Annotated in this window: 20 protein-coding genes; 11 read left to right on the top strand and 9 right to left on the bottom strand. The window is 66.8% G+C overall.

The window, feature by feature from the left end; genetic code table 11:
• Positions 1-6: 6 nt before the first annotated feature.
• Entirely contained in the window at positions 7-669 is a 663-nt protein-coding gene (locus AAF604_02385; GenBank protein MEM7048472.1) for a cysteine hydrolase family protein, read from the bottom strand.
• On the bottom strand, positions 666-1,502 hold the full coding sequence (locus tag AAF604_02380) for an alpha/beta hydrolase (GenBank protein MEM7048471.1): 837 nt from the start codon (positions 1,500-1,502) through the stop codon (positions 666-668). The genes AAF604_02385 and AAF604_02380 overlap by 4 nt, the downstream gene beginning before the upstream one ends.
• A gap of 41 nt (positions 1,503-1,543) precedes the next feature.
• Between AAF604_02380 and AAF604_02375 the strand changes: the two genes are divergently transcribed.
• The gene (locus AAF604_02375; GenBank protein MEM7048470.1) at positions 1,544-2,458 is read left to right on the top strand and encodes a hypothetical protein; all 915 of its coding nucleotides are present in this window, start codon (positions 1,544-1,546) and stop codon (positions 2,456-2,458) included.
• Here the strand turns inward: AAF604_02375 and AAF604_02370 are convergent.
• Positions 2,455-2,826, bottom strand: coding sequence for an iron-sulfur cluster assembly accessory protein (locus tag AAF604_02370; GenBank protein MEM7048469.1), 372 nt, complete (start codon positions 2,824-2,826; stop codon positions 2,455-2,457). The two genes, AAF604_02375 and AAF604_02370, sit on opposite strands and share 4 nt — an antisense overlap.
• A gap of 222 nt (positions 2,827-3,048) precedes the next feature.
• Here AAF604_02370 and AAF604_02365 point away from each other — a divergent pair, with 222 nt between their 5' ends.
• The 3 genes from AAF604_02365 (at position 3,049) to AAF604_02355 (ending at position 4,913) form a co-directional block, all read left to right on the top strand.
• A complete protein-coding gene (locus AAF604_02365) occupies positions 3,049-3,756 on the top strand; it encodes an HAD family phosphatase (protein MEM7048468.1) in 708 nt (235 codons plus the stop codon).
• A gap of 23 nt (positions 3,757-3,779) precedes the next feature.
• Complete coding sequence (locus AAF604_02360) at positions 3,780-4,133, top strand: DUF2203 family protein (GenBank protein ID MEM7048467.1); 354 nt, start codon at positions 3,780-3,782, stop codon at positions 4,131-4,133.
• A 186-nt stretch (positions 4,134-4,319) separates the two neighbouring features.
• Entirely contained in the window at positions 4,320-4,913 is a 594-nt protein-coding gene (locus AAF604_02355) for a thymidine kinase (protein ID MEM7048466.1), read from the top strand.
• 26 nt (positions 4,914-4,939) lie between these two features.
• Here AAF604_02355 and AAF604_02350 read toward each other — a convergent pair whose 3' ends face one another.
• Entirely contained in the window at positions 4,940-5,428 is a 489-nt protein-coding gene (locus AAF604_02350; protein MEM7048465.1) for a TIGR00725 family protein, read from the bottom strand.
• Between the two features lie 105 nt (positions 5,429-5,533).
• Between AAF604_02350 and AAF604_02345 the strand changes: the two genes are divergently transcribed.
• Both AAF604_02345 and AAF604_02340 read left to right on the top strand, forming a co-directional pair.
• Positions 5,534-6,121, top strand: a complete 588-nt coding sequence (locus AAF604_02345; GenBank protein ID MEM7048464.1) for a sigma-70 family RNA polymerase sigma factor — start codon at positions 5,534-5,536, stop codon at positions 6,119-6,121.
• A complete protein-coding gene (locus tag AAF604_02340) occupies positions 6,121-6,981 on the top strand; it encodes an anti-sigma factor (protein MEM7048463.1) in 861 nt (286 codons plus the stop codon). The genes AAF604_02345 and AAF604_02340 overlap by 1 nt, the downstream gene beginning before the upstream one ends.
• Before the next feature lie 80 nt (positions 6,982-7,061).
• Here the strand turns inward: AAF604_02340 and AAF604_02335 are convergent, their stop codons facing one another.
• Positions 7,062-7,772: an SDR family oxidoreductase gene (locus AAF604_02335; GenBank protein MEM7048462.1), complete on the bottom strand. Its 711-nt coding sequence runs from the start codon at positions 7,770-7,772 to the stop codon at positions 7,062-7,064.
• Positions 7,773-7,865: 93 nt separating this feature from the next.
• On the opposite strand from AAF604_02335, the gene AAF604_02330 reads away from it, so the two are divergent.
• Positions 7,866-8,576, top strand: coding sequence for a zinc metallopeptidase (locus AAF604_02330; GenBank protein MEM7048461.1), 711 nt, complete (start codon positions 7,866-7,868; stop codon positions 8,574-8,576).
• A gap of 308 nt (positions 8,577-8,884) precedes the next feature.
• On the opposite strand, the gene AAF604_02325 is transcribed toward AAF604_02330, so the two are convergent.
• On the bottom strand, positions 8,885-10,231 hold the full coding sequence (locus tag AAF604_02325; GenBank protein MEM7048460.1) for a phosphomannomutase/phosphoglucomutase: 1,347 nt from the start codon (positions 10,229-10,231) through the stop codon (positions 8,885-8,887).
• A gap of 142 nt (positions 10,232-10,373) precedes the next feature.
• On the bottom strand, positions 10,374-13,706 hold the full coding sequence (gene ileS, locus AAF604_02320; GenBank protein ID MEM7048459.1) for an isoleucine--tRNA ligase: 3,333 nt from the start codon (positions 13,704-13,706) through the stop codon (positions 10,374-10,376).
• Positions 13,707-13,862: 156 nt separating this feature from the next.
• On the opposite strand from ileS, the gene def reads away from it, so the two are divergent.
• From def to AAF604_02300, 4 genes are all read left to right on the top strand, one after another.
• On the top strand, positions 13,863-14,396 hold the full coding sequence (def, locus tag AAF604_02315) for a peptide deformylase (protein MEM7048458.1): 534 nt from the start codon (positions 13,863-13,865) through the stop codon (positions 14,394-14,396).
• 27 nt (positions 14,397-14,423) lie between these two features.
• Positions 14,424-14,891, top strand: coding sequence for a 23S rRNA (pseudouridine(1915)-N(3))-methyltransferase RlmH (locus AAF604_02310; protein ID MEM7048457.1), 468 nt, complete (start codon positions 14,424-14,426; stop codon positions 14,889-14,891).
• A gap of 279 nt (positions 14,892-15,170) precedes the next feature.
• A complete protein-coding gene (locus AAF604_02305; protein ID MEM7048456.1) occupies positions 15,171-15,560 on the top strand; it encodes a TraR/DksA family transcriptional regulator in 390 nt (129 codons plus the stop codon).
• Between the two features lie 338 nt (positions 15,561-15,898).
• Positions 15,899-17,383 carry a hypothetical protein gene (locus AAF604_02300; GenBank protein MEM7048455.1) on the top strand — a complete coding sequence of 495 codons (1,485 nt, stop codon included), beginning with the start codon at positions 15,899-15,901 and terminating at the stop codon, positions 17,381-17,383.
• Between the two features lie 9 nt (positions 17,384-17,392).
• On the opposite strand, the gene AAF604_02295 is transcribed toward AAF604_02300, so the two are convergent.
• Both AAF604_02295 and AAF604_02290 read right to left on the bottom strand, forming a co-directional pair.
• The gene (locus tag AAF604_02295; GenBank protein ID MEM7048454.1) at positions 17,393-17,845 is read right to left on the bottom strand and encodes a YaiI/YqxD family protein; all 453 of its coding nucleotides are present in this window, start codon (positions 17,843-17,845) and stop codon (positions 17,393-17,395) included.
• Positions 17,846-17,905: 60 nt separating this feature from the next.
• Positions 17,906-18,919 carry a hypothetical protein gene (locus tag AAF604_02290; protein ID MEM7048453.1) on the bottom strand — a complete coding sequence of 338 codons (1,014 nt, stop codon included), beginning with the start codon at positions 18,917-18,919 and terminating at the stop codon, positions 17,906-17,908.

The raw sequence follows: 18,919 nt of genomic DNA, 5'->3' as shown, positions 1-18,919 counted from the left end.
CCTCGATCAGGGACTGGCCTCGACTCTTGCTGTCTGAAAGTTCTCGGCGAGGAAGTCGTCGCAGGTCATCAGCTCGACGCCGCGGTCGCTCCAGCTCCTCAGCAGGTTCTCGCCGCGGTGGCTGTCGATGGCGGCGGTGGCGTCGGTGATCAGAGTGACGCGGCGGTTGCGGGCCAGCAACCCCTCGACGGCGTAGCGATTGCAAATGTCGAGGGCAACGCCATAGACCACAACCCGGGCCGGATCGAGGGCGTCGAGGAGCTTCTCGGTGTTGGGATTCGAGAAGACGTCGAAGGTCTTTTTGAGGAAGATCACGGCCGGTCGATCATCGAGCAGCGCCGCGATCTCCTCCGCCGGGATCGCGCTGGGGCCGAGGGCCCGCGCACCGGCAACGGTGGTCTCGGCGATCCGCGCCGCCCCGGCGGTGCCGCGCATGCAGTGCGGTGGAAAGGTGTCCTGGAAATCCGGTTGCTCGCTGATCTCGTCGTCGGCGAGCTCGTGATCGTCGGCCGAGGCGAAGATCGGAACTCCCTCGGCCAGGGCGGTGGTTGTCAGACGCTCGAGATTCTCGGTCAGGGTCTCGGCCGTCGGCACATAGAGCTTGCCGTCGGGGTGGATGAAATCCACCTGGGTGTCGATGTCCCAGAACAGCCAGTCGTTGCGCTTCATCGCAGGATTCTCCGGTACAGGGCCTGGGTGGCGTTGAGGGCCTGAATCAGGGCCGGCGTCGGCCCGATGAAGGGATGGCGGGCGCCGAGGGTGTGGTTGCCATCGGCGATTTCGACCATCTCGGCGTGGCCTTTGGCGGCCTGCGCCAGGGCGCGGCCTTCGGCGATCGCGACGGTTTCGTCCTCGACACCGTGGACGATCAGCCAGGGGATCTTCAGGCGCTTCGCGGCGGCTTCCAGATCGAGACTCGTCGTGCTGTTCTGGAGGTCTTCGAGAAGGCCGCGGCCGAGGGCTAGGCGCTGGCCGGTGCGACCGTTGAGAATGCCGAAGACGCCTTCCCGGCGCCATTGTTCCTTTTGCTCTTCGGTCCAGCGGTCGACGGTCGCGATCGCCGCCCAGGTCACCAGGGCGCGCACGCCCGATGTCTCGTCGGCGGCGGCGAGCAAGGTGGCGGCGCCGGCGCGGCTGTGGCCGAAGAGGCCGAGGCGGTCGAGATCGAAGGTGTCACCGCCGATCTCCGCCAGGCGCGACAGCAGCTCCCGCAGCTCTTCCGCTTCGCGGCTGAAGGTGTTGTCTTCGAAGGCTGCCAGGTCGGTGACCTTGTCGTCCCCTGGGGCCATGCCGGCGCCGGAGAAATTGAACCGCACGGCGGCGAAGCCGCGCTCCGCTAGCAGCAGTCCCAGGGAGGGGAAGAAGCCCCATTCCATAAAGCCTTTGAAGCCGTGGCAAAGAACCGTCACCGGCCAAGGTCCCGGGCCGGCGGGCCGATCGACGATGCCGTGGAGAACACGTTCGGTGGAGAGGCGAAGGGAGAAGGAAGTCTGCTCGATCACGCGGCGATTCTAGCTCTGCTTGAACCTGCTAGGCTGCGAATATGAGCGGAGATGATTCAAAGGCTGCAGAGCTCCCGGCCGTGGCGACCCTGGCGACGACCGGCCGCTCGGCCCTGATCCTGCGCGGTGCGGACAACCAGCGTTTCCTCCACGGCCTGGTGACTTTCGAGGTCAAAGGCCTGGCACCTGGCGATGGGGCCTATGGGTTCGTGACCACCGCCAAGGGCAAGATCCAGGCCGATGCGGTGCTGAATCACCGCGGCGACGATCTCCTGCTCGCCCTGCCGGAGGGGCTGCGAGAGGAGATCGCCGAGCACCTCACCAAGTACGTCATCGTCGACCGGGTCGAGATCCTGCCCTACGAGGGGACTGCCGTGGTTCTCGCCGGCGACGGCAGTCGCGAATGGCTGGCGCAGCGCGCCGAGGGAGCCGATCTTTCAGCGGTGCCCCGCTGGGGCGGCCTGCGACTCGAGATCGACGGTCGGCAGCTTTGGGCCGGGCGCGAGGAGCTTCTCGGGGTCGAGGCCTGGACCCTGTGGGCGGACGACGGTGTGCTGCCGACGGAGCTACCGCCGACGGCGGATCCGCAGGTCGAAGACGCTTGGCGCGTCGCGCAGGGCCTGCCGCGCTTCGGGCGCGACTTCGACACGGCTCACTTTCCTCAGGAGACCGGCCTCGACGAGGCGGTGAGCTACACCAAGGGGTGTTATCTGGGGCAGGAAGTGATCGCCCGCATCCACTATCGGGGCGGCGTTCAGCGGCAGATCCGCCGCCTCGAAGCGCCCACCGGAGGTTTGGTCGAAGGGCAGAGCCTCGAGCTCGACGGCAAGAAGATGGCGATCGTCGGTACCGTCGGGTCGGGCGGCAGGGCGGCCCTGGCGATGGTCCGCCGCAAGGCCTGGGACGAAGGGGTCGTCCTCACCGCCGACTCCGTCGAAGCGCGCGTCGTCCCTTAAACGGCGAAGGACGAGCCGCAGCCGCAGGTGCCGACGGCCTTCGGGTTGTTGAACTTGAAGCCGGCTCCGGTCATGCCCAACACGTAGTCGATTGTGGTGCCTTCGAGGTAGCGGGCGCTGACGCTGTCGATCACCACGTTCAAGCCGTCGTACTCGAGCACGAAGTCGTTCTCGCGCTTCTCGTCGTCGAAGTCGAGGGCGTACTCGAAGCCGCTGCAGCCACCGCCGCGCACTGCCACCCGGAGGCTGTAGGTCGGGTCGATGCCCTCCTGGTCGCGGGTGATCTTGACCATCTCGACAGCCTTGGGGGTGACCACGATGGGACCCTCCGGCGGCGCCACGGGCTGGATTTCGGTTGTTTCTTGCATGATCCCGTTCTCCGCAAGCGGGCCCGTCCGGTCGGGCCGCGCCGAGTTTGTCGAACTTTCCTTCCAACCCCAAATTAGCGCCGCGAAATTCCTGCGTCAACCGGGTGGTCCGCGGGGAGCTCCGCCAGTTCCCCCGGAGGCGCCGGGAATCGGGTCGATCTGGATTGCCGAATCGCCGCGTCGCGACCCCACCGACGGCGCCGACGAGCTAAGATCACGCCCATGTTTCGAGCGGTGCTGTTCGATTTCAATGGTGTGCTGCTGGACGACGAGCCGGTGCACTTCGAGCTCTTCCGGAAGGTGCTGCGGGAAGAGGGGTTGGATTTGCTCGAGGAGACCTACTGGAGCGACTACCTCGGTTTCGACGATCGCGGTTGCTTTCAGGCCGTCTTCGCGGCTGCAGGGCGCCCCCTGGACGATGCGAAGACGGCGCGACTGGTGGTGCGCAAGGCCTCCTACTACGGGGCTTGGATCCGGGAGAACGGCTATCCGTTCTTCCCCGGCGCCATCGAGCTGATTCACTCCGTTGCGGCGAGCGGTGCCCTCCTCGGAGTGGTCAGTGGTGCGCTGCGGGAAGAGGTCGATGGCGCTTTGCGCCAGGCCGGCGTGCGCGACCACTTCAAGCTGCTGGTGACGGCAGACGACGTCGTCGCGAGCAAGCCGGATCCGGAGAGCTATCGTCGCGGTCTCGAGCTGCTCAATTCAGCGCCACCGCTCCCGGAGCGGCTGATCCATCCGCACGAGGTCCTGGTGCTCGAGGACAGCCCGGCGGGCCTCGAATCCGCCTTGTCGGTGGGTTTGCAGACCCTCGCCATCGGCCAGACCTACGGCGCCGAGCGCCTCGCCAAGGCCCAGGCCTTCACCGCCAAGGTCGAGGATCTCACCTGGGATCGCATTCTGGCGCTGATGACTGCCTCGTCCGATGGTTAGATCCTGCTAGGATTCGCCACCCTATGGCCGAGAGACCCCCAGCGCGCCGCATCTTCAGCTACGACGAGGTGCTTTCGACTTTTCCAGCGGTGCGCGACCTGACGCGCGCTGCCCTGCGTCAGATCGAGGCACTCACCAACCGTCTCCAGAGCCTGGACGAAATGGAAGGTCGGCGCTCCGAGCTCGAAGAGACCATCGAGCGCATCGTCGCCGCCTGGACCAGCGAGGTCACCGCCTTGGGATGTGAGGTCAAGGGGCGATGGCTGGTCGATTGGGACAGCGGCGACGGCTACTACTGCTGGCGTTATCCGGAAGCGGCGGTCTGTCACTTCCACGGCTACGACGAGGGCTTCGAAGGCCGCGTGCCGTTGAATTAGGCAGGGCCAGGTGAGCGGTTGCCGCGATCTCCAGTCGCGGATTCCGGGCCCGCGGTGTCGCCGCGTCTCGCGACGGCGTTCGAGTCTTTGGCCCCGCCCACCCTTGCCGACAACGGCCCCTCGCGGCCCTTCGTTCGTGATTTCGCGGTGTTAGAATCGGCGTCCCTGTAGGGAATCGGAGCGTGCATGGAGGAGCGGTCGAGAGGGCACATCGAGGTCGTGGCTGGAGGCATGTTCTCCGGCAAGAGCGAGGAGCTCGTCCGTCGCTTGCGGCGGGCCAGCATCGCCCGCCAGTCGATCCAGGTCTTCAAGCCGGTGGCCGATACCCGCTTCGGGCCCCAGCGCCTGGTGACGCGTGACAACCGCGAGCTCGAAGCGATCAGCGTCGCCGACAGCGATGAGCTGCGCCAGCGTCTGCGCTTTGGTGTGCAGGTGGTGGGCATCGATGAAGCCCAGTTCTTCGATGACGGCCTGGTCGAGCTGGTCGAAGAGCTAGCCAACTGCGGCGTTCGGGTGATCGTCGCCGGTCTCGATCTCGACTACCTGCGCCGTCCCTTCGGCTGCATGCCGCGACTGCTGGCGGTGGCCGAGTTCGTCGACAAGATGCACGCCATCTGCGTTCGCTGTGGGCGGGCGGCTCACTACAGCCAGCGCACGGCGGGCGGAGCGGAGCAGCTCCAGGTCGGCGACACGGAAGCCTACGAGGCACGCTGCCGGCAGTGCTACGAGGCCTTCGAGCCGCCGGCTCAGGTGCCCGAGCCGGTGAGCGAGCGCGGTTGATCCGGACTCCGGATCCGGTGAGTGATTCAGTCTGCTGTAAGGCCGAGGCGCGGCCAGCGCTGCATGGCGCGCAAGGCTCCCTCCACCGCGTCGGCCGGTGAGGTCACCGCCGCCAGGCGTTCTTCCGTCGTCCCATCGGGAAGTCGCGGCTGCCAGCTTCTCAGGCTGATCACGGGAATGCCGTGCTTCAGAGCCAGGGCGATCTCGGAGAGCGTTCCCCAGCCACCGCCGATGGCGATCACGGCCCTTGCAGAGAGCACCAGGACCAGATTGCGCCCTTGGCCGAGGCCGGTGGGAATCAGGATCTCGTCACTGCTGTTGGATTCGGCACCGAGGCCCGGAAGCACCGCCACGGTACGGCCGCCGGCGGCCCTTGCTCCCGCCGAGGCGGCAGCCATCACGCCGCCCCTGCCGCCGGTCAACAGGGTGATCCCGGAGGTGGCGAGTCGTTCCCCCGTTTCGTGGGCCAAAGCGGTCAGCTCGGGACCACACCGACCGGCTCCGACGACCGCCATTTGGTGCCTCTCGGATCCCATGGGAGTTCATGCTATCGTGTTCAACGCCCAAGACTTCCATCAATTGCGTTCTTATTTTTTTCGGCGCCAGACGCCGCTCGAGCCATGAGTGCGAACCCCTCCGATCCCGGTAGTTTTTCCGATTCCGATTTGATGCTCCAGGTGGCCTCCGGCCGCGAGGATGCCCTCAGTGAGCTGTTCGATCGCTACTCCGGCGGTTTGCTCAGCCTGGCGACTCGCATCGTCGGTAATGTCTCCGACGCCGAGGAAGTGCTGCAGGAAGTCTTCCTTCATGCCTGGAGTCGGGCCGCCGGCTACGACCCGGCTCGGTCGTCCGTGACCACCTGGCTGGCGCTGATCACCCGCAGCCGTTCGATCGACCGGTTGCGCAGCCGAAAAGTGATCGACCGCACCGCCGATGCGGCACGCCAGGAGAATCGCTCCGCCCATGAATCCCCCCAGGCGTCGCGTAACGTATTCCTTCATCAGAGGAGGGAGCGCATCGGTGCCGCGATGCGTCACCTGCCCGAAGAACAAAGGCAGGTTCTCGAGTTGGCCTACTACTCGGGAATGACCCAGAGCGAGATCGCCCGGGAGGCGAATATTCCGCTCGGTACGGTCAAGACCCGCACTTTGTTGGCGATGAAAAAGCTGCGCCAAGCCTTGGGCGCTGAGATTGGGGAGCTCTTGTGATGGACGAACGAATCGATCGGGAGGATCGTGCGATCCTCGCGGCCCTCGATGCGCTGGAAACGTCGCGGGTCGATGGACCCGCCGCACCGGCGAAGGGTGATGAAGGGGCTCTGGAACGCGAGTTCCACGAGCTGCTCGGGCTGATTCCGATGGAGCTCGAGCCGGAACCTCCCTCGCCGGAGGTCAAGGAGCGCCTGATGGCGTCCTTGCCGCCTCGTCGAAACGAAACCCGGCACGGTTCCGGGACTGCAGAAATCCGGCCTTTCCGGGCGCCTGACAAGGCACCGGGCCGTTCGCTCTCGTCGCTGCTCGCGGTGGCCGCCAGCTTGACCATTTTGGCGCTGGCCTTCGCCGCCTGGCTGGGAGTCAAGATCTCGAGCCAGTCGACGCAGCTGGCGAGCGTCGAGCAACAGCTCGATGCCGAGATTCAGGCGCGGACGGTGAGCGATGAGCGGCTGGCGGAAATTTCCGAAAAGCTGATGACGGTGACGGCTCCGGGCATCCAGGTCTGCCTGCTGCGGCCGACCGGCGATGATCCACCGCAGCCGGCGGCCAAGGGGACGCTCTTCCTGTCCAAGGAGCAGCGGTCATGGTTCCTGCAAGCGCGGGACCTCGATCCCGCACCGGAGGGTTCGGCCTATGTGCTTTGGGCCCTCGACGGCGAAGCGGCCTCTCCCCTTGGGGTGTTGACCTCCGACCAAGCGCGCGGAGGCCACGGCGTCCAGGTGGCCGGTGATGCTCTACCGGTGGGTGGGGGCATGACGGCGGTGGCGGTGACCTTGGAACAGAGTCGCCAGACGGCGCGACCCTCGGGGCCGATGCTGCTCTATGGTGAGCAAGCCGACATGCTGAACCTCTGACCCGCTTCGCCCTGGGCGAGATTGAAAAGGCCTCCCGTTCGCGGGAGGCCTTTTTGGTTGGCTCGCGGCTTTGCTCGCAGTCAGTCCGAAGGAGCCGTCCGGGTGGGGCGTAGCTCGACCCGGCTCGGCAGGGCGCGATCGGGATAACGCAACAGATCGAGCACCGTCCGGGCGACGTCCTCCGGCTCGAGACGCCAGTGGCCTGGGCTCTTGCGACCGGCGCCGCCGAAGTCCGTCTCGACACTTCCCGGCAGGATGGCGGAGACCCGGACACCGTCCTGCCGCAAGTCGAGCATGGCGGCTTCCGAAAGGGCGACGAGGCCGAATTTGCTGGCGTTGTAGGCGGCGCCTCCGGCGAAAGCGTGGCGGCCGGCGAGGGAAGCGATGTTGAAGATCCAACCGGATCCCTGGCGGCGCATCGTCGGAGCCGCTGCACGCAGGAAGTAGAAGGCGCCGTGTAGGTTGATCTCGAGAAGCTCCCGCCATTCGTCGCCACGGATCTCGTCGACCGGCGCGAACCGTCCGATCCCGGCGTTGTTGACCAGACAATCGAGACGCCCTTCGGCGGCCACGACGTGTTCGACGAAGGCGTCGACCTCGCTTTGCTGGCGCACGTCGACGGCCCGCCCCGAAACCTGGCTGGCCGGTAGGGTGGACAAGGCGTCCTCGACCGATTGTTCCCGGCGGCTACAGAAATGGACCCGCCATCCCGCGGTGGCGAGGGCGCTGACGATGGCGAGACCGATTCCCCGGCTGCCGCCCGTGACCAGTGCGATCGGTGATTCGTTCATGGCGCGCTGAAACGGTACAATGGGGCCTCAGCCGATTGCGGAATAAGGCCTGCCCGTCGCGAGGTTTGGTATTCCCGAAGGAGGAATTCGTCCATGTTCTTCGACCCTCTCTATTTCCTGCTGATGATTCCCGCCATTGGCTTGTCCATGTGGGCGAGCTGGCGCACCAAGTCGGCATTCAACAAGTTTTCGCGAGTGCGAGCCATGAGCGGCATGACCGGTGCCCAGGCGGCTCAGCGCCTGCTCGACGGTGCCGGCATCGGCGACGTCAAGATCGTGCCCGTGCGCGGCACCTTGTCGGATCACTATAACCCGGTCAACAAGACCCTCGCGCTGTCGGAGCCGGTCTACAACTCGGCCTCCATCGCGGCCGTCGGAGTGGCCTGCCACGAGGCCGGTCACGCCATCCAGCATGCTCGCAAGTACGCCCCGATGTGGCTACGCTCGGCGCTCGTGCCGACGGCCAACATCGGCTCGAAGTTCGGCTACTTCGCGATGTTCGGCGGCCTGTTGCTGATGGGTTTCATGAACCCGGCCCTGGGGCAGAAGGTGGTGCTCTTCGGAGCCCTGCTCTTCTCGGCGGTGCTGCTCTTCCAGATCGTGACGCTGCCGGTGGAGTTCGATGCCTCGCGGCGCGCCAAAATGCTGGCGGTGCGCCAGGGGATCGTGATGGAGACCGAGCGCCGCGGTATGGACAAGGTGCTCAATGCGGCGGCCATGACCTACGTGGCGGCGGTGATCTCGACCCTGATGACGCTGCTCTACTTCCTGATTCGAGCCGGCCTCCTGGGAGGTCGCGACTAGCAGGCTGCTGAAAAAGTTCGCTTCGCGACTTTTTCAGCGCTGCTAGCTGTTTTTTCCGAGAGGGGCTACGCGCCCCTGACTACGCGTCCCGCTCCGGCCCAAGAAGCGCGGTTCTTGGGCCTCCTCTCCCGTCGCGGCGGCTACGCCACCGCCAGGCCCTCTCGGGCCCGGTCGCAGGTCGCCGATGAATTTTCAGCAACCTGCTAGCGACATAGCGCCCGATCAGGAGAAAAAAAGGCGGCCGTGAGGCCGCCTTTTCTTGTGCTCCGAGCTGCTGCCGGCTCCTCACCGGGAGCCGGTAGCGCCTGCTATGCCGGCGTACCGATGAGAGCCTCGAGCTCGGCGCGGCGCGCGGCGAGGGCTTCCGCCGAGGAAGCCTCGAGCACCAGCCGCAGATAGGGCTCCGTGTTCGACGGGCGAACGTTGAACCACCAGTCCGGGTAGTTGACGGTGATGCCGTCGAGATAGTCGATCTCGCCATCCGCGTAGCGCGCGGCGAGGGCCTCGATGCGGCCCTGCTTGTCCTCGACCTCGAAGTTGATCTCCGGGCTCTTGTGGTAGCGCCGCAGCGGCTCGACGAGCTGCGACAGGGACTTGCCCGTCTGGCGCACCAGGTTGAGGATCTCGACCACCGCCAGCAGGGCGTTGTCGGCGAAGTAGGTGTCGCGGAAGTAATAGTGGCCGGCGAGCTCGCCACCGAAGATGCCGTCGCGGTTGCGCAGGGTGGCCTTCATGAAGGAATGGCCGACCCGCTCCCGCACCGGAACGCCGCCCTTCTCCTCGATGTACTCGGCCACGGCGCGGGACGAGCGCAGGTCGAAGAGCGCTGCCTTGCCGGGATGGCGGCTGAGCTGCTCGCCGGCGATCAGGCCGGTGATCAGGTCGCTGCCGATGGCGACTCCGCGCTCGTCGACGAAGGCGGAGCGATCGGCGTCGCCGTCGAAGGTCACGCCGAGGTCGGCTCCTTCGCGCAGCACGCCGGCCCTGAGGTCCTCGAGGTTCTCTTCCTTCAGGGGGTTGGCCTCGTGGTTCGGGAAGGTGCCGTCGAGCTCGAAGTAGATCGGCACCAGGTCGATCCCCATCTCTTCGAGTAGCGGGCGGTAGATCGTCCCCATGCCGTTGGCGGCGTCGATCACCACCTTGAGACGGCGACCCTCTTCCAGGAAGGAGAGGATGTGCTGCCGGTAGGCCTCGGTGACGCTGCCCTCGGAGAGGCTGCCGCGCTGCTTGGCCACCGGCAGGTCGCCCGTCGAGACCTTCTCTTCGAGCAGCGGAATGCCGTGGTCGCCGGACACCGGCCGGGCTCCGCGACGGCTGAACTTGAGGCCGTTGTAGCGCGCCGGGTTGTGGCTGGCGGTCACCTGGATGCCACCAGCGGCGCCCAGGCTGCCGACGGCGAAGTAATTCATCGGCGTGGTCGCGAGGCCGATGTCGAGAACGTCGAAGCCGGCATCGAGCAGGCCGCCGATCAGCGCCTGCGAGAGACCGACGCTGTGCGATCGCATGTCGCGACTCACCACCACGGTGTTGCTGCCGGCACGATCCTCGTCGTCGAGAACGAACTGAAAGGCGAGGCCGATCTTGCGCGCCATCTCCTCGTGGATCTCGCCGGGGTACAGACCCCGGACGTCATACGCTTTGAAGATTCCAGCCATGTGATCTCCTCACTCCTCGGGGAGCCGGAGTGACGGCGGTCGGTGACCGGTCGACAGCTCGGCTCGGCCCGGGCTTGGTCTTTTCTTTCATCCTTCGGGCGCCGGTGGCCGGCGGATTGCCGCCGCCTCGGTGCCGCGTGATCTAGCCCTCCTCGCGGGCGATTGCGAGAGCGAACTGGTGGCCTTCGATCGCTGCCGCCGGAAGGTCGCCGTCGGCGCTCCGCTGGAGCTCGAGGGCGAGGGTCTCACCGGCGATCCAGGGGCGGTGCTTGGCGATCGCGTCTTCGAGGTCGTCGTCGGCCTGGTACCGCACCGCGATGCGATCGGCGTAGTCGAGCTGGGCGGTCTTGCGGGCGCTCTGGATGTGATGCACCACTTCGCGAGCCAGGCCCTCGGCGACGAGGTCGTCGTCGAGCTGGGTTTCGAGAACGACCAGCAGTTCGCGGTCGCCCTGGGTGGCGGTGCCCTCCTTTTCGACCAACCGGACCTCGAGCTCTTCGCTGGTCAGCGCAACGGCTCCCGTCGACAGCTCCAAGGTGATCTCGCCCGCGGCCTCGAGGGCGGCCGCCAGGGCATCGCCGTCGGCCGCTCCCAGGGCCTGTTGCACTTCGCGCATCTGCTTGCCGAAGCGCGGGCCGGTCTTGGGGAAGAACGGGCGGACTTCGTGGTGGACGTAGAGGGAACGATCGGCGGCCCAGTGGATCGCTTTGACGTTGAGCTCTTCGCGCAGCAGGTCGCCGTGGGCTTCCACCAGCCCCGGAAGGTCGTCGTCGGCGGTGACCAGGGTGACCGCCGCCAGCGGCTGGCGGGTCTTGAAACCGTGCGAGTTGCGCGCCGCGTGGCCCAGGCTGACAATGCGCTGCACCGCCGCCATGCCGTGCTCGAGGCGGTCGTCTTGGCGCTCGGCCGCGGCTTCGGGCCAGGTCTCGAGGTGTACACTTTCGGTGCTTTCCCCCTGGCTGCGCACCAGGTTGCCGTGCAGGTACTCGGCGACGAAGGGGGTGAACGGCGCCAGCAGGCGGGTGACGGTGGTGAGGACTTCGTAGAGGGCTTGATAAGCGCTCTCTTTGTCGTCGCCGTCGGTGGGCTCCTGGTGAGGTGCCCAGAAACGGTCGCGGCTGCGCCGGATGTACCAGTTGGTGAGCTCGTCGACGAAGGTCTCGATGGCGCGGGCCGTCTCGTCGATGCGGTAGGCCTCGAGATGGGCGGTGGTGTCGCGCACCAGGCGCCCGAGGCGCAGCAGGATCCAGCGATCGAGGGCCGGGCGCTGGCCGAAGTCGAGGCGGCTTCGCGAATCGCCCGCGGCGGCCGGCGACCAACCGTCGAGGTTGGCGTAGATCGAGAAGAAGGACACCGCGTTCCACAACGGCAGGAGGAACTTCTGCGCCGCCTCCCGCACCAGGCGGGCCGAGAAACGCGAGTTGACCTCCGGGTTGCTGATGTAGAAGTACCAGCGCAGGGCATCGGCGCCGGTCTCGGCGAGCACTTCCATCGGGTCGACGACATTTCCCAGGCGTTTCGACATCTTGCGGCCGGTCTCGTCGGTGATGTGGCCGAGAACGATGCAGTTGCGGTACGCCGGCGAGTCGAACAGCAGGGTGCCGAGGACGTGCAGGGTGTAGAACCAACCGCGGGTCTGGTCGACCGCTTCGGAGATGAAGTCCGCCGGGAAGCGGCGCTGCTCGAAGAGCTCCTTGTTTTCGAAGGGGTAGTGGAGCTGAGCGAAGGGCATGGCGCCGGAGTCGAACCAGGCGTCGATGACGTCCTCCACCCGGCGCACCGCGCCGCCGCAGCTCTCGCAGTCCCAGGTGAACTCGTCGATCGCCGGGCGGTGGGGATCGAACTGCTCGGGGTCGTAGAGATCGTCCGGGGCCGGCTGGCCGGTGGCCTCGAACAGCTCGGCGAAGGAGCCGATCACCCGCAGACTGCCCTCGCAATCTTCGCAGCGCCACACCGGTAGCGGTGTGCCCCAGTAGCGGCGCCGGGAGAGGGCCCAGTCGACGACATTCTCGAGCCAGTTGCCGAAGCGCCCCTCGCCGACGTGCTCCGGATGCCAGGCGATCTCGCGATTGCGCGCCGTCAGGTCGTCCTTGCGGCCGCGGGTGCGGATGAACCAGCTATTGGTGGCGTAGTAGAGCAGCGGCCGATCGCAGCGCCAGCAGAACGGGTAGTTGTGGCTGTAGCGGTCGCTGTGGAGCAGGCGCCGGCGCTCCTTGAGGTCGCGACTGACCACCGGGTCGGCGGCCTTGAAGTCGAGACCGCCGAAGGCCTCGATGCCGGGTCGCGGCGTGATCTTGCCCTCGCCGTCGACGGTGAGGAAGAACGGCAGGCCGTAGCGCTCGCCGCTCTTGTAGTCGTCCTCGCCGAAGGGCGGCGCCGTGTGAACGATGCCGGTGCCTTCGTCGGCGGTGACGTAGTCGGCGGTCAGCACGCAGAATCCCGCTTCGTCCGACGGCGGGGGATCGAAGAAGGCCGGCGAAAAAGTCTTGTCCGGTTCCTGGGTGGCGAAGGGGCGGGCGTAGCGCAACCCGAGGAGCGCTTGGCCGGTGAAGCGGGCGATCGTCTCCTCCTCGCGCAGGTCGAGCTGGCGGCGCTTGCCGTCGATCTCGACCACCACCGGGACCGCCGTGCCGAGGTCCTCGCCGAAGATCACCAGCCGACCCTCGTCGCCGGGCAGGGCGACGGCGCGATAGGTCATCTCCGGATTGACCGCCAGGGCGACGTGGGCGAGGAGTGTCCAGGGGGTGGTGGTCCAGGCCACCAGGGCGCAGTCAGCGGGGACTTCCCAGCTCTCTCCGGAGACGGTTTCGATGGCCTGACCGGCGCGGGCGGGGAACAGCACCCACACCGAAGGATCGTCCGTGTCCTTGTAGTTCTGCGCCACCTCGTGGGAAGACAGGGTGGTGCCGCAGCGGGAGCAGTAGGGCTGGATCTTGTAGCCCTCGTCGAGCAGGCCCTGACGGGCGAGCTCCGCCAGCGCCCACCACTCGGACTCGATGTAGTCGTTGGTGAAGGTGAAGTAGGCGTTGTCGAGGTCGATCCAGTAGCCCACCCGCTCGGTCATGGCGCGCCACTGCTTCTCGTAGGTGTGGACGCTTTCCAGGCAGGCCCGATTGAAGGCCGCGATGCCGTAGTCCTCGATCTGCTGTTTGCCCGAAAAACCGAGTCGCTTCTCGACCTCGATCTCCACCGGCAGGCCGTGGGTGTCCCAGCCCGCCTTGCGGGGCACGTGGTAGCCCTGCATGGTGCGGAAGCGCGGGAAGAGATCCTTCACCGCGCGGGTGACGACGTGACCGACGTGGGGCACGTTGTTGGCCGTCGGCGGACCCTCGAACATCACGAAATCGCCGCGCGGGGAGTCCTTCTCCAGGGATTTGCGAAAAATCTCCTGCTCCTGCCAATAGCGCAGGGTCTCCTGCTCGAGGGCGGGGAAGGGGTAGCCGGCCGGGATCTTGGGAAAGGGCTGACGGCTCATGGCGAGATGGTTTCTTCCGAGGCGGTCGATGGAACTGGGGAAGTGACTTGAAGCTCGTGAGAATAGCACGCCCGAAGGGCGGTATAATGTCGCTCCTTTTCCAACTCTCGAAGCGGGCAAGTCGCGGTGACGAGCTGCTTCCAAGGAGGTCTCAAGATGGCCCTTCTCGAGCTCCTACGTCTCGGTCATCCCGCCCTGCGGACGGCCGCCGAGCCGGTCTCCCAGGAGCAGATCGATACGCCGGCGGTGCAAGAGCTGCTCGATCACATGATCGAGACCATGCATGATGCCGACGGCGTCGGCCTGGCGGCCCCCCAGATCGGCGACCTGAGACAGATTTTCGTCTTTCAACCGGATCAGGGAGAGGCTCGGGCGGTGATCAATCCGCTGCTCACCCTCGAGCCCGGCGAGCTGGTGTACGACTGGGAAGGTTGCCTGTCGATACCCGGTCTGCGCGGTCTGGTGCCGCGCCATCCGGCGGTGCGGCTGCAGGGTTTCGACCGCGCCGGTGAAGCTCTCGACGAGACCTTCGAAGGCTTCGAGGCTCGCATCCTGCAGCACGAGAACGACCACCTCAACGGCATCGTCTTTCTCGACCGCATGCGCGACTTGCGCTCCCTGTGCTTCACCGAAGAGTGGGAGCAGCTCCTCCAGGACATGGGACTGGGGGAGCCCGCGGCCGTCGGCTGACGCCGGCTGCGACGCCCGGTAACGCTCGTGGGACGTGAGATCCAAGTGCTCTGGGCGGGGCGCCATCGACGCCCCCGATGGGACGCCCTTTGCGGCGAGTACCGCGATCGCATTGCACGCAGCGTGACCATCCAGGATCGTCCGATCCGGGCGCGGCGCGGCGGTGACGGTCCCGATCGCGCCCGCCATGAAGGCGAGGCCTTGCTCTCCGCTCTGCCCGACCCGGTCTGGCTCTTCGCCCTCGATGCCCGCGGCAAGTCCTATTCCTCGCCGGACTTCGCCCGCCTGTTGGGCCGTCTTTCGGAGGAGTGGCCCCATCCCATCGCCTTCGCCCTCGGTTCTGATCTCGGCCTCGATCCGGCAGTCCGGAAAGCGGCTCGGCAAGTGCTCTCCTTCGGTCCGATGACCTTGCCCCACGAGCTCGCACGGCTGGTCCTCTACGAGCAGATCTTCCGCGCCCTCGAGATCCAGCGCGGCAGCGGCTACCACCACTGACGTGGCCGCCGGCCCGCGTCGCCGGCCATTTCGATCACCGTTGGGAGGCACTTCGCCGGGGGGCGAGAACTCCTCTCCAGGTTCGTACGTAGATCTGCCCAAAGGCGGCGCCTCGGGGGCCCCCAACGGTCGGACCGACGGGACCCCGGTAGCCTGTGGGAGCCGGGCTCGTCGCGTGCCGAGATTCCGCCCGAGATGGGAACAGATTGCCTTGCTCCTCGGTTAGAAATATGATCGCCGGCCAGTTCTGCCGGTTTAGGTCAGAAAGGAGAGAGAAACGTGCCCCAATCGGAACCAGCCGAGGTACAGCAGGCCGATAGCCATCCCCTGCGCCAGCGACTGGAGCAGCGTCGGGAGCAGATCCTGGATCTCTACAACAGCGATCTCAAGGCGGGACAGGCTTCGGCGGATGAGGGCACGGACGACATCGTCGATCGTGCCAACAACTCCTACAATCGGGAATTTCTCTTTTCGCTCTCGAATAACGAGCGCGCCATGCTCGTGGAAGTCGATGAAGCCATCGCCCGCATGGACGAAGGCACCTATGGCTCGTGCCTGCACTGTCAGCGCGAGATCGGCTCGGCCCGCCTCGAGGCGGTGCCCTGGGCCAAGCTGTGCATCGACTGCCAGGAGCTTAAAGAGCAGGGCATGCTGCCCGATATGAACTAGCTGAACGCAGTCGCCGGGCGACTTCTTTCAGCTAGTCGTTTGATCCAGGGGGGCTAAGGCGCCCCCCTCAGGCCTGCGCGGCCCGGCAGCACGCACATGTCGTGCGCCCTCACCCCCGTCCAGGGCGGCCCAATCCAGGGCGGCCCGACCTCGGCGACCTTCGTCTCCGGCCCTCGCTGTTCGCTTGGGACGAGCCCCTGGCGCGGGTCGCTGGCCGCTCCTCCCTCTGCCCTTTGCCGGGCCTGGATCCCCTCGGTATGCGAGCCATCATCGGCTAGACTGCGGCCGGTAATGGTGCTCGCTTCTCTACATCCTCGCAAGGGTCGGCGGAGGCATTCTTGAGCTCGGCGGTCGACAAGGTTCTGGCTGCGATTGCGGCCGGTGATGGGGGAGCCGTGTACTTGGTGGCCGGGGATCTGGTGCTTGCCGAGCCGGCGGCGCAGCGGGTGGCCGATGCCTTGGCTGCGAAGGCCGGTTGCGAGGTCGAGATCTACCGCCGGCCGGATCGCTTGGGCGACCTGCTCGACGACCTGCGGACCTTTTCTCTCTTCGCGCCGGCGAAGGTTCTCCTCGCCACCGACACGGCGGTGCTGGCGGACCGCCATGCGGTCGCCGACCTGCTCGACGACGCCGAGGGTGCTCTGCCGGTGGGCAGCGGTGATCTCAACAGCCGCGGTCGCCAGGCCGCTTCGCGATTGCTCCAGGGCTTGCGGCTTCTCGGTCTCGATCCCGAGGCCGGGTCTTCGCAGGCGGTGCTCGAGCAGGTCCCGGCCCAGACTCTCGCTGGCGGCACGTCATTCCGCAAGAAGCGCAAGGGGAGGGGGCGCGGCAAGAAGCAGGTGGAGACCTTTCGCGCCGGACTGGTCGAATTGCTCGAGGCCGCACGCGCCGGGGATCTCAAGGGTTGGTCCGACAGCGAAGCGGCTCTGCTGTCGGAAGCCGTCGAAGGCGGTTTTCCGGAGAACCACTCTTTGGTTCTGGCGGAGCGATCGGTGGCGGCCGAGCATCCGGTGGTGTCGGCCCTCCAGGAGCGCGGGGCTCTGGTGCGGGTCGGCGAGCTGGCGGGGGAGCGCGGTGGTGGTTGGCAGGGGCTCGAGCTGCTCGCCGCCGAGCTCGAGCGCGAGACCGGCCGCGGCATCGATTGCGTCGCCCTCGACCTCTTGGCCCACCGGACGCTGCGTCAGGACACGGCTCAGCGCGGCGGGGCGGCGGCCGAATCGACCGCTCGCCTCGCGGCCGAGTACCGCAAGCTCGCGAGCCTGGCCCCCGAGGGCAGCCGAATCACCCGAGCCCTGGTCGAAGAGGTCGTCGAAGACCGCGGCGAGCAGGATGTCTGGCAGCTCCTCGATGCGATTGGCGCCGGCAAGGCCGGCGAAGCCCTCGCACGCCTGCAGCGCTACTTTTCCTCCGCCAGCGACCCGATCGCGGCGCGCCTCTCCTTCTTCGCCCTCCTCGCCGGATTCTGTCGCCAGCTCACCGCCATCCGGGGATTGATGGAGGCCTTCCGGGTGCCGCCCGGCGAGCGCTCCTACCCGCGCTTCAAGTCGCGCCACGCACCCAAGCTCCAGGGCAGCCTGCCGGGCGGCCTGACCAATCCGGTGGCCAAGCTCCACCCCTTCCGGCTCCATCGAGCCTACCTGGCGGCCGGCCGCTTCGACCCCCGCGCCGTCGCGCGGCTGCCTGCCGACGTGCTCGAAACGGAGCTGCGGCTCAAGGGTGAGAGCGACGAGCCCGACGCCGCCCTCGGGGCGCTGGTGGCGCGGTTGGCCTCGGCGCGGGCGGCGCCGAAGAGGGGGCGGGAGAAGGTCGGCCGGCGGCGCTGACCTCAGGAGCTACTTTCTTTTCGCCGCCCGGCGCAGTGCCTGCTCCAGGCTCTGCAAGAAACGCGATCGATCCTGCTTCCCGAAGGGCTTCGGGCCGCCGGAGAGAACACCCATGTCCCGGAGCTGAGAGCTCAGCTCGCGCACCGCAACGGCGTCGCCGATCGAGTCTTCGGTGAAGAAGCGCCCTTTGGGGTCGAGAACCTGGGCTCCGCTTTCGAGGCATCGGGCGGCGAGTGGAATGTCCGCCGACACGACGACATCACCTCGGCCTGCGCGCTCCGCGATCCAATCGTCGGCGGCGTCGAAGCCGCCCGGAACGGAGACCATCTCGACATCGCCGCTGAGCGGTCGCGGAAGGTAGGAATTGGAGACCACGAAGACCCGCACCCGATGGCGCAGGGCGACGCGGTAAGTCTCCTCTTTGACCGGACAGCTGTCGGCGTCGACGTAGATCTGGGGCATCCGATTGGTTGGCTCGTCGGGTTGGCGGGATCGTGGAAGTCGGCCTGCTCGAGACGTTACTCAGTGCCCGTTGGAGACTCGCCGCCTGGGAGGCTCACCTCCGAGGGCGAGCCAACGTTGCCCGTCCCACTCCCACAGGTCGCCGAAGATGTTCTGTCCGTCGTGGCCGCCGAACAGGATGGATCGTTGGCGAGCGGGGTCGTGGGCCATCGAGCTGTGGTTGCGAGCCGGTGGACTTTGAGGCTGGGAGATCTCGGACCACCGATTCTTCACCAGGCGCCAGGTGCCGTTGCGGCGGCCTTCGCCATCCCAGCCTCCGAAGCGCAACAGGCTACCGAGGTGGGGCTCAGCAGCCATGGCGGCATTGAATCTTCCTGGAGCGTCAGCCCCGAGATCTTGCCAGCCATCTTCGGTCCAGGTCCAGGTCGTTCCTTGCGCTCCACGACCGCCGAATAGCACCAGCCTGCCGGGATCCCCTTGAAATGCCATGCTGGCTCCATTCCCTGCGGGAGGTCCCTGGCCTGAGACCATCGTCCACTGGCTGCCGTCCCACTCCCAGGTGTCGGCGAGACGGTTCATCGTCTCCTGGGTGACGGAGTAGCCGCCGAAGAGGACGATCCGTCGGCGCTGTGGGTCGTAGGCCATCGCGGCTTCAGCTCTGGCGGGTGGTGCGGCGAGACTCGAATGACGCCGCCAACGGCCGTTCTCGAGCAGCCAGGTGTCGTCGAGAAAGGTCTGACCTTCATCTCCCCGGCCGAAGAGGACGCGATTGCCTCCGAAGAGCAGAGTTTGACCGCGGGCCGCGTCGTGGGCCATGGAGGCGAAGGTCCGACCCGGTGGGCCGCTGTCGCCGAGGAGTGCCCAATGAGCTCCATCCCAGGTCCAGGTGTCTGCCCGCACCTCGGTCTCGTCGGCGCCACCGAACATCACCACTGCGCCGAGAGAGCTGTCGTAGCTCATGCTGTGGGCGTTGCGCACGCCCGGATGGGGCGGCGGGCCGCTCTCGCTGTCCTGAGGCGACTCGCTGCAGGACAGCGTCGCGAGCAAGAGGAGGGCCGTTGCGATGAGTCGCAC

This window comes from Acidobacteriota bacterium, from assembly GCA_039028635.1.
GTDB lineage: Bacteria > Acidobacteriota > Thermoanaerobaculia > Multivoradales > JBCCEF01 > JBCCEF01.
The sequence above is the reverse complement of the archived record's forward strand: the minus strand, read 5'-3'. Positions and strand labels throughout refer to the sequence as shown.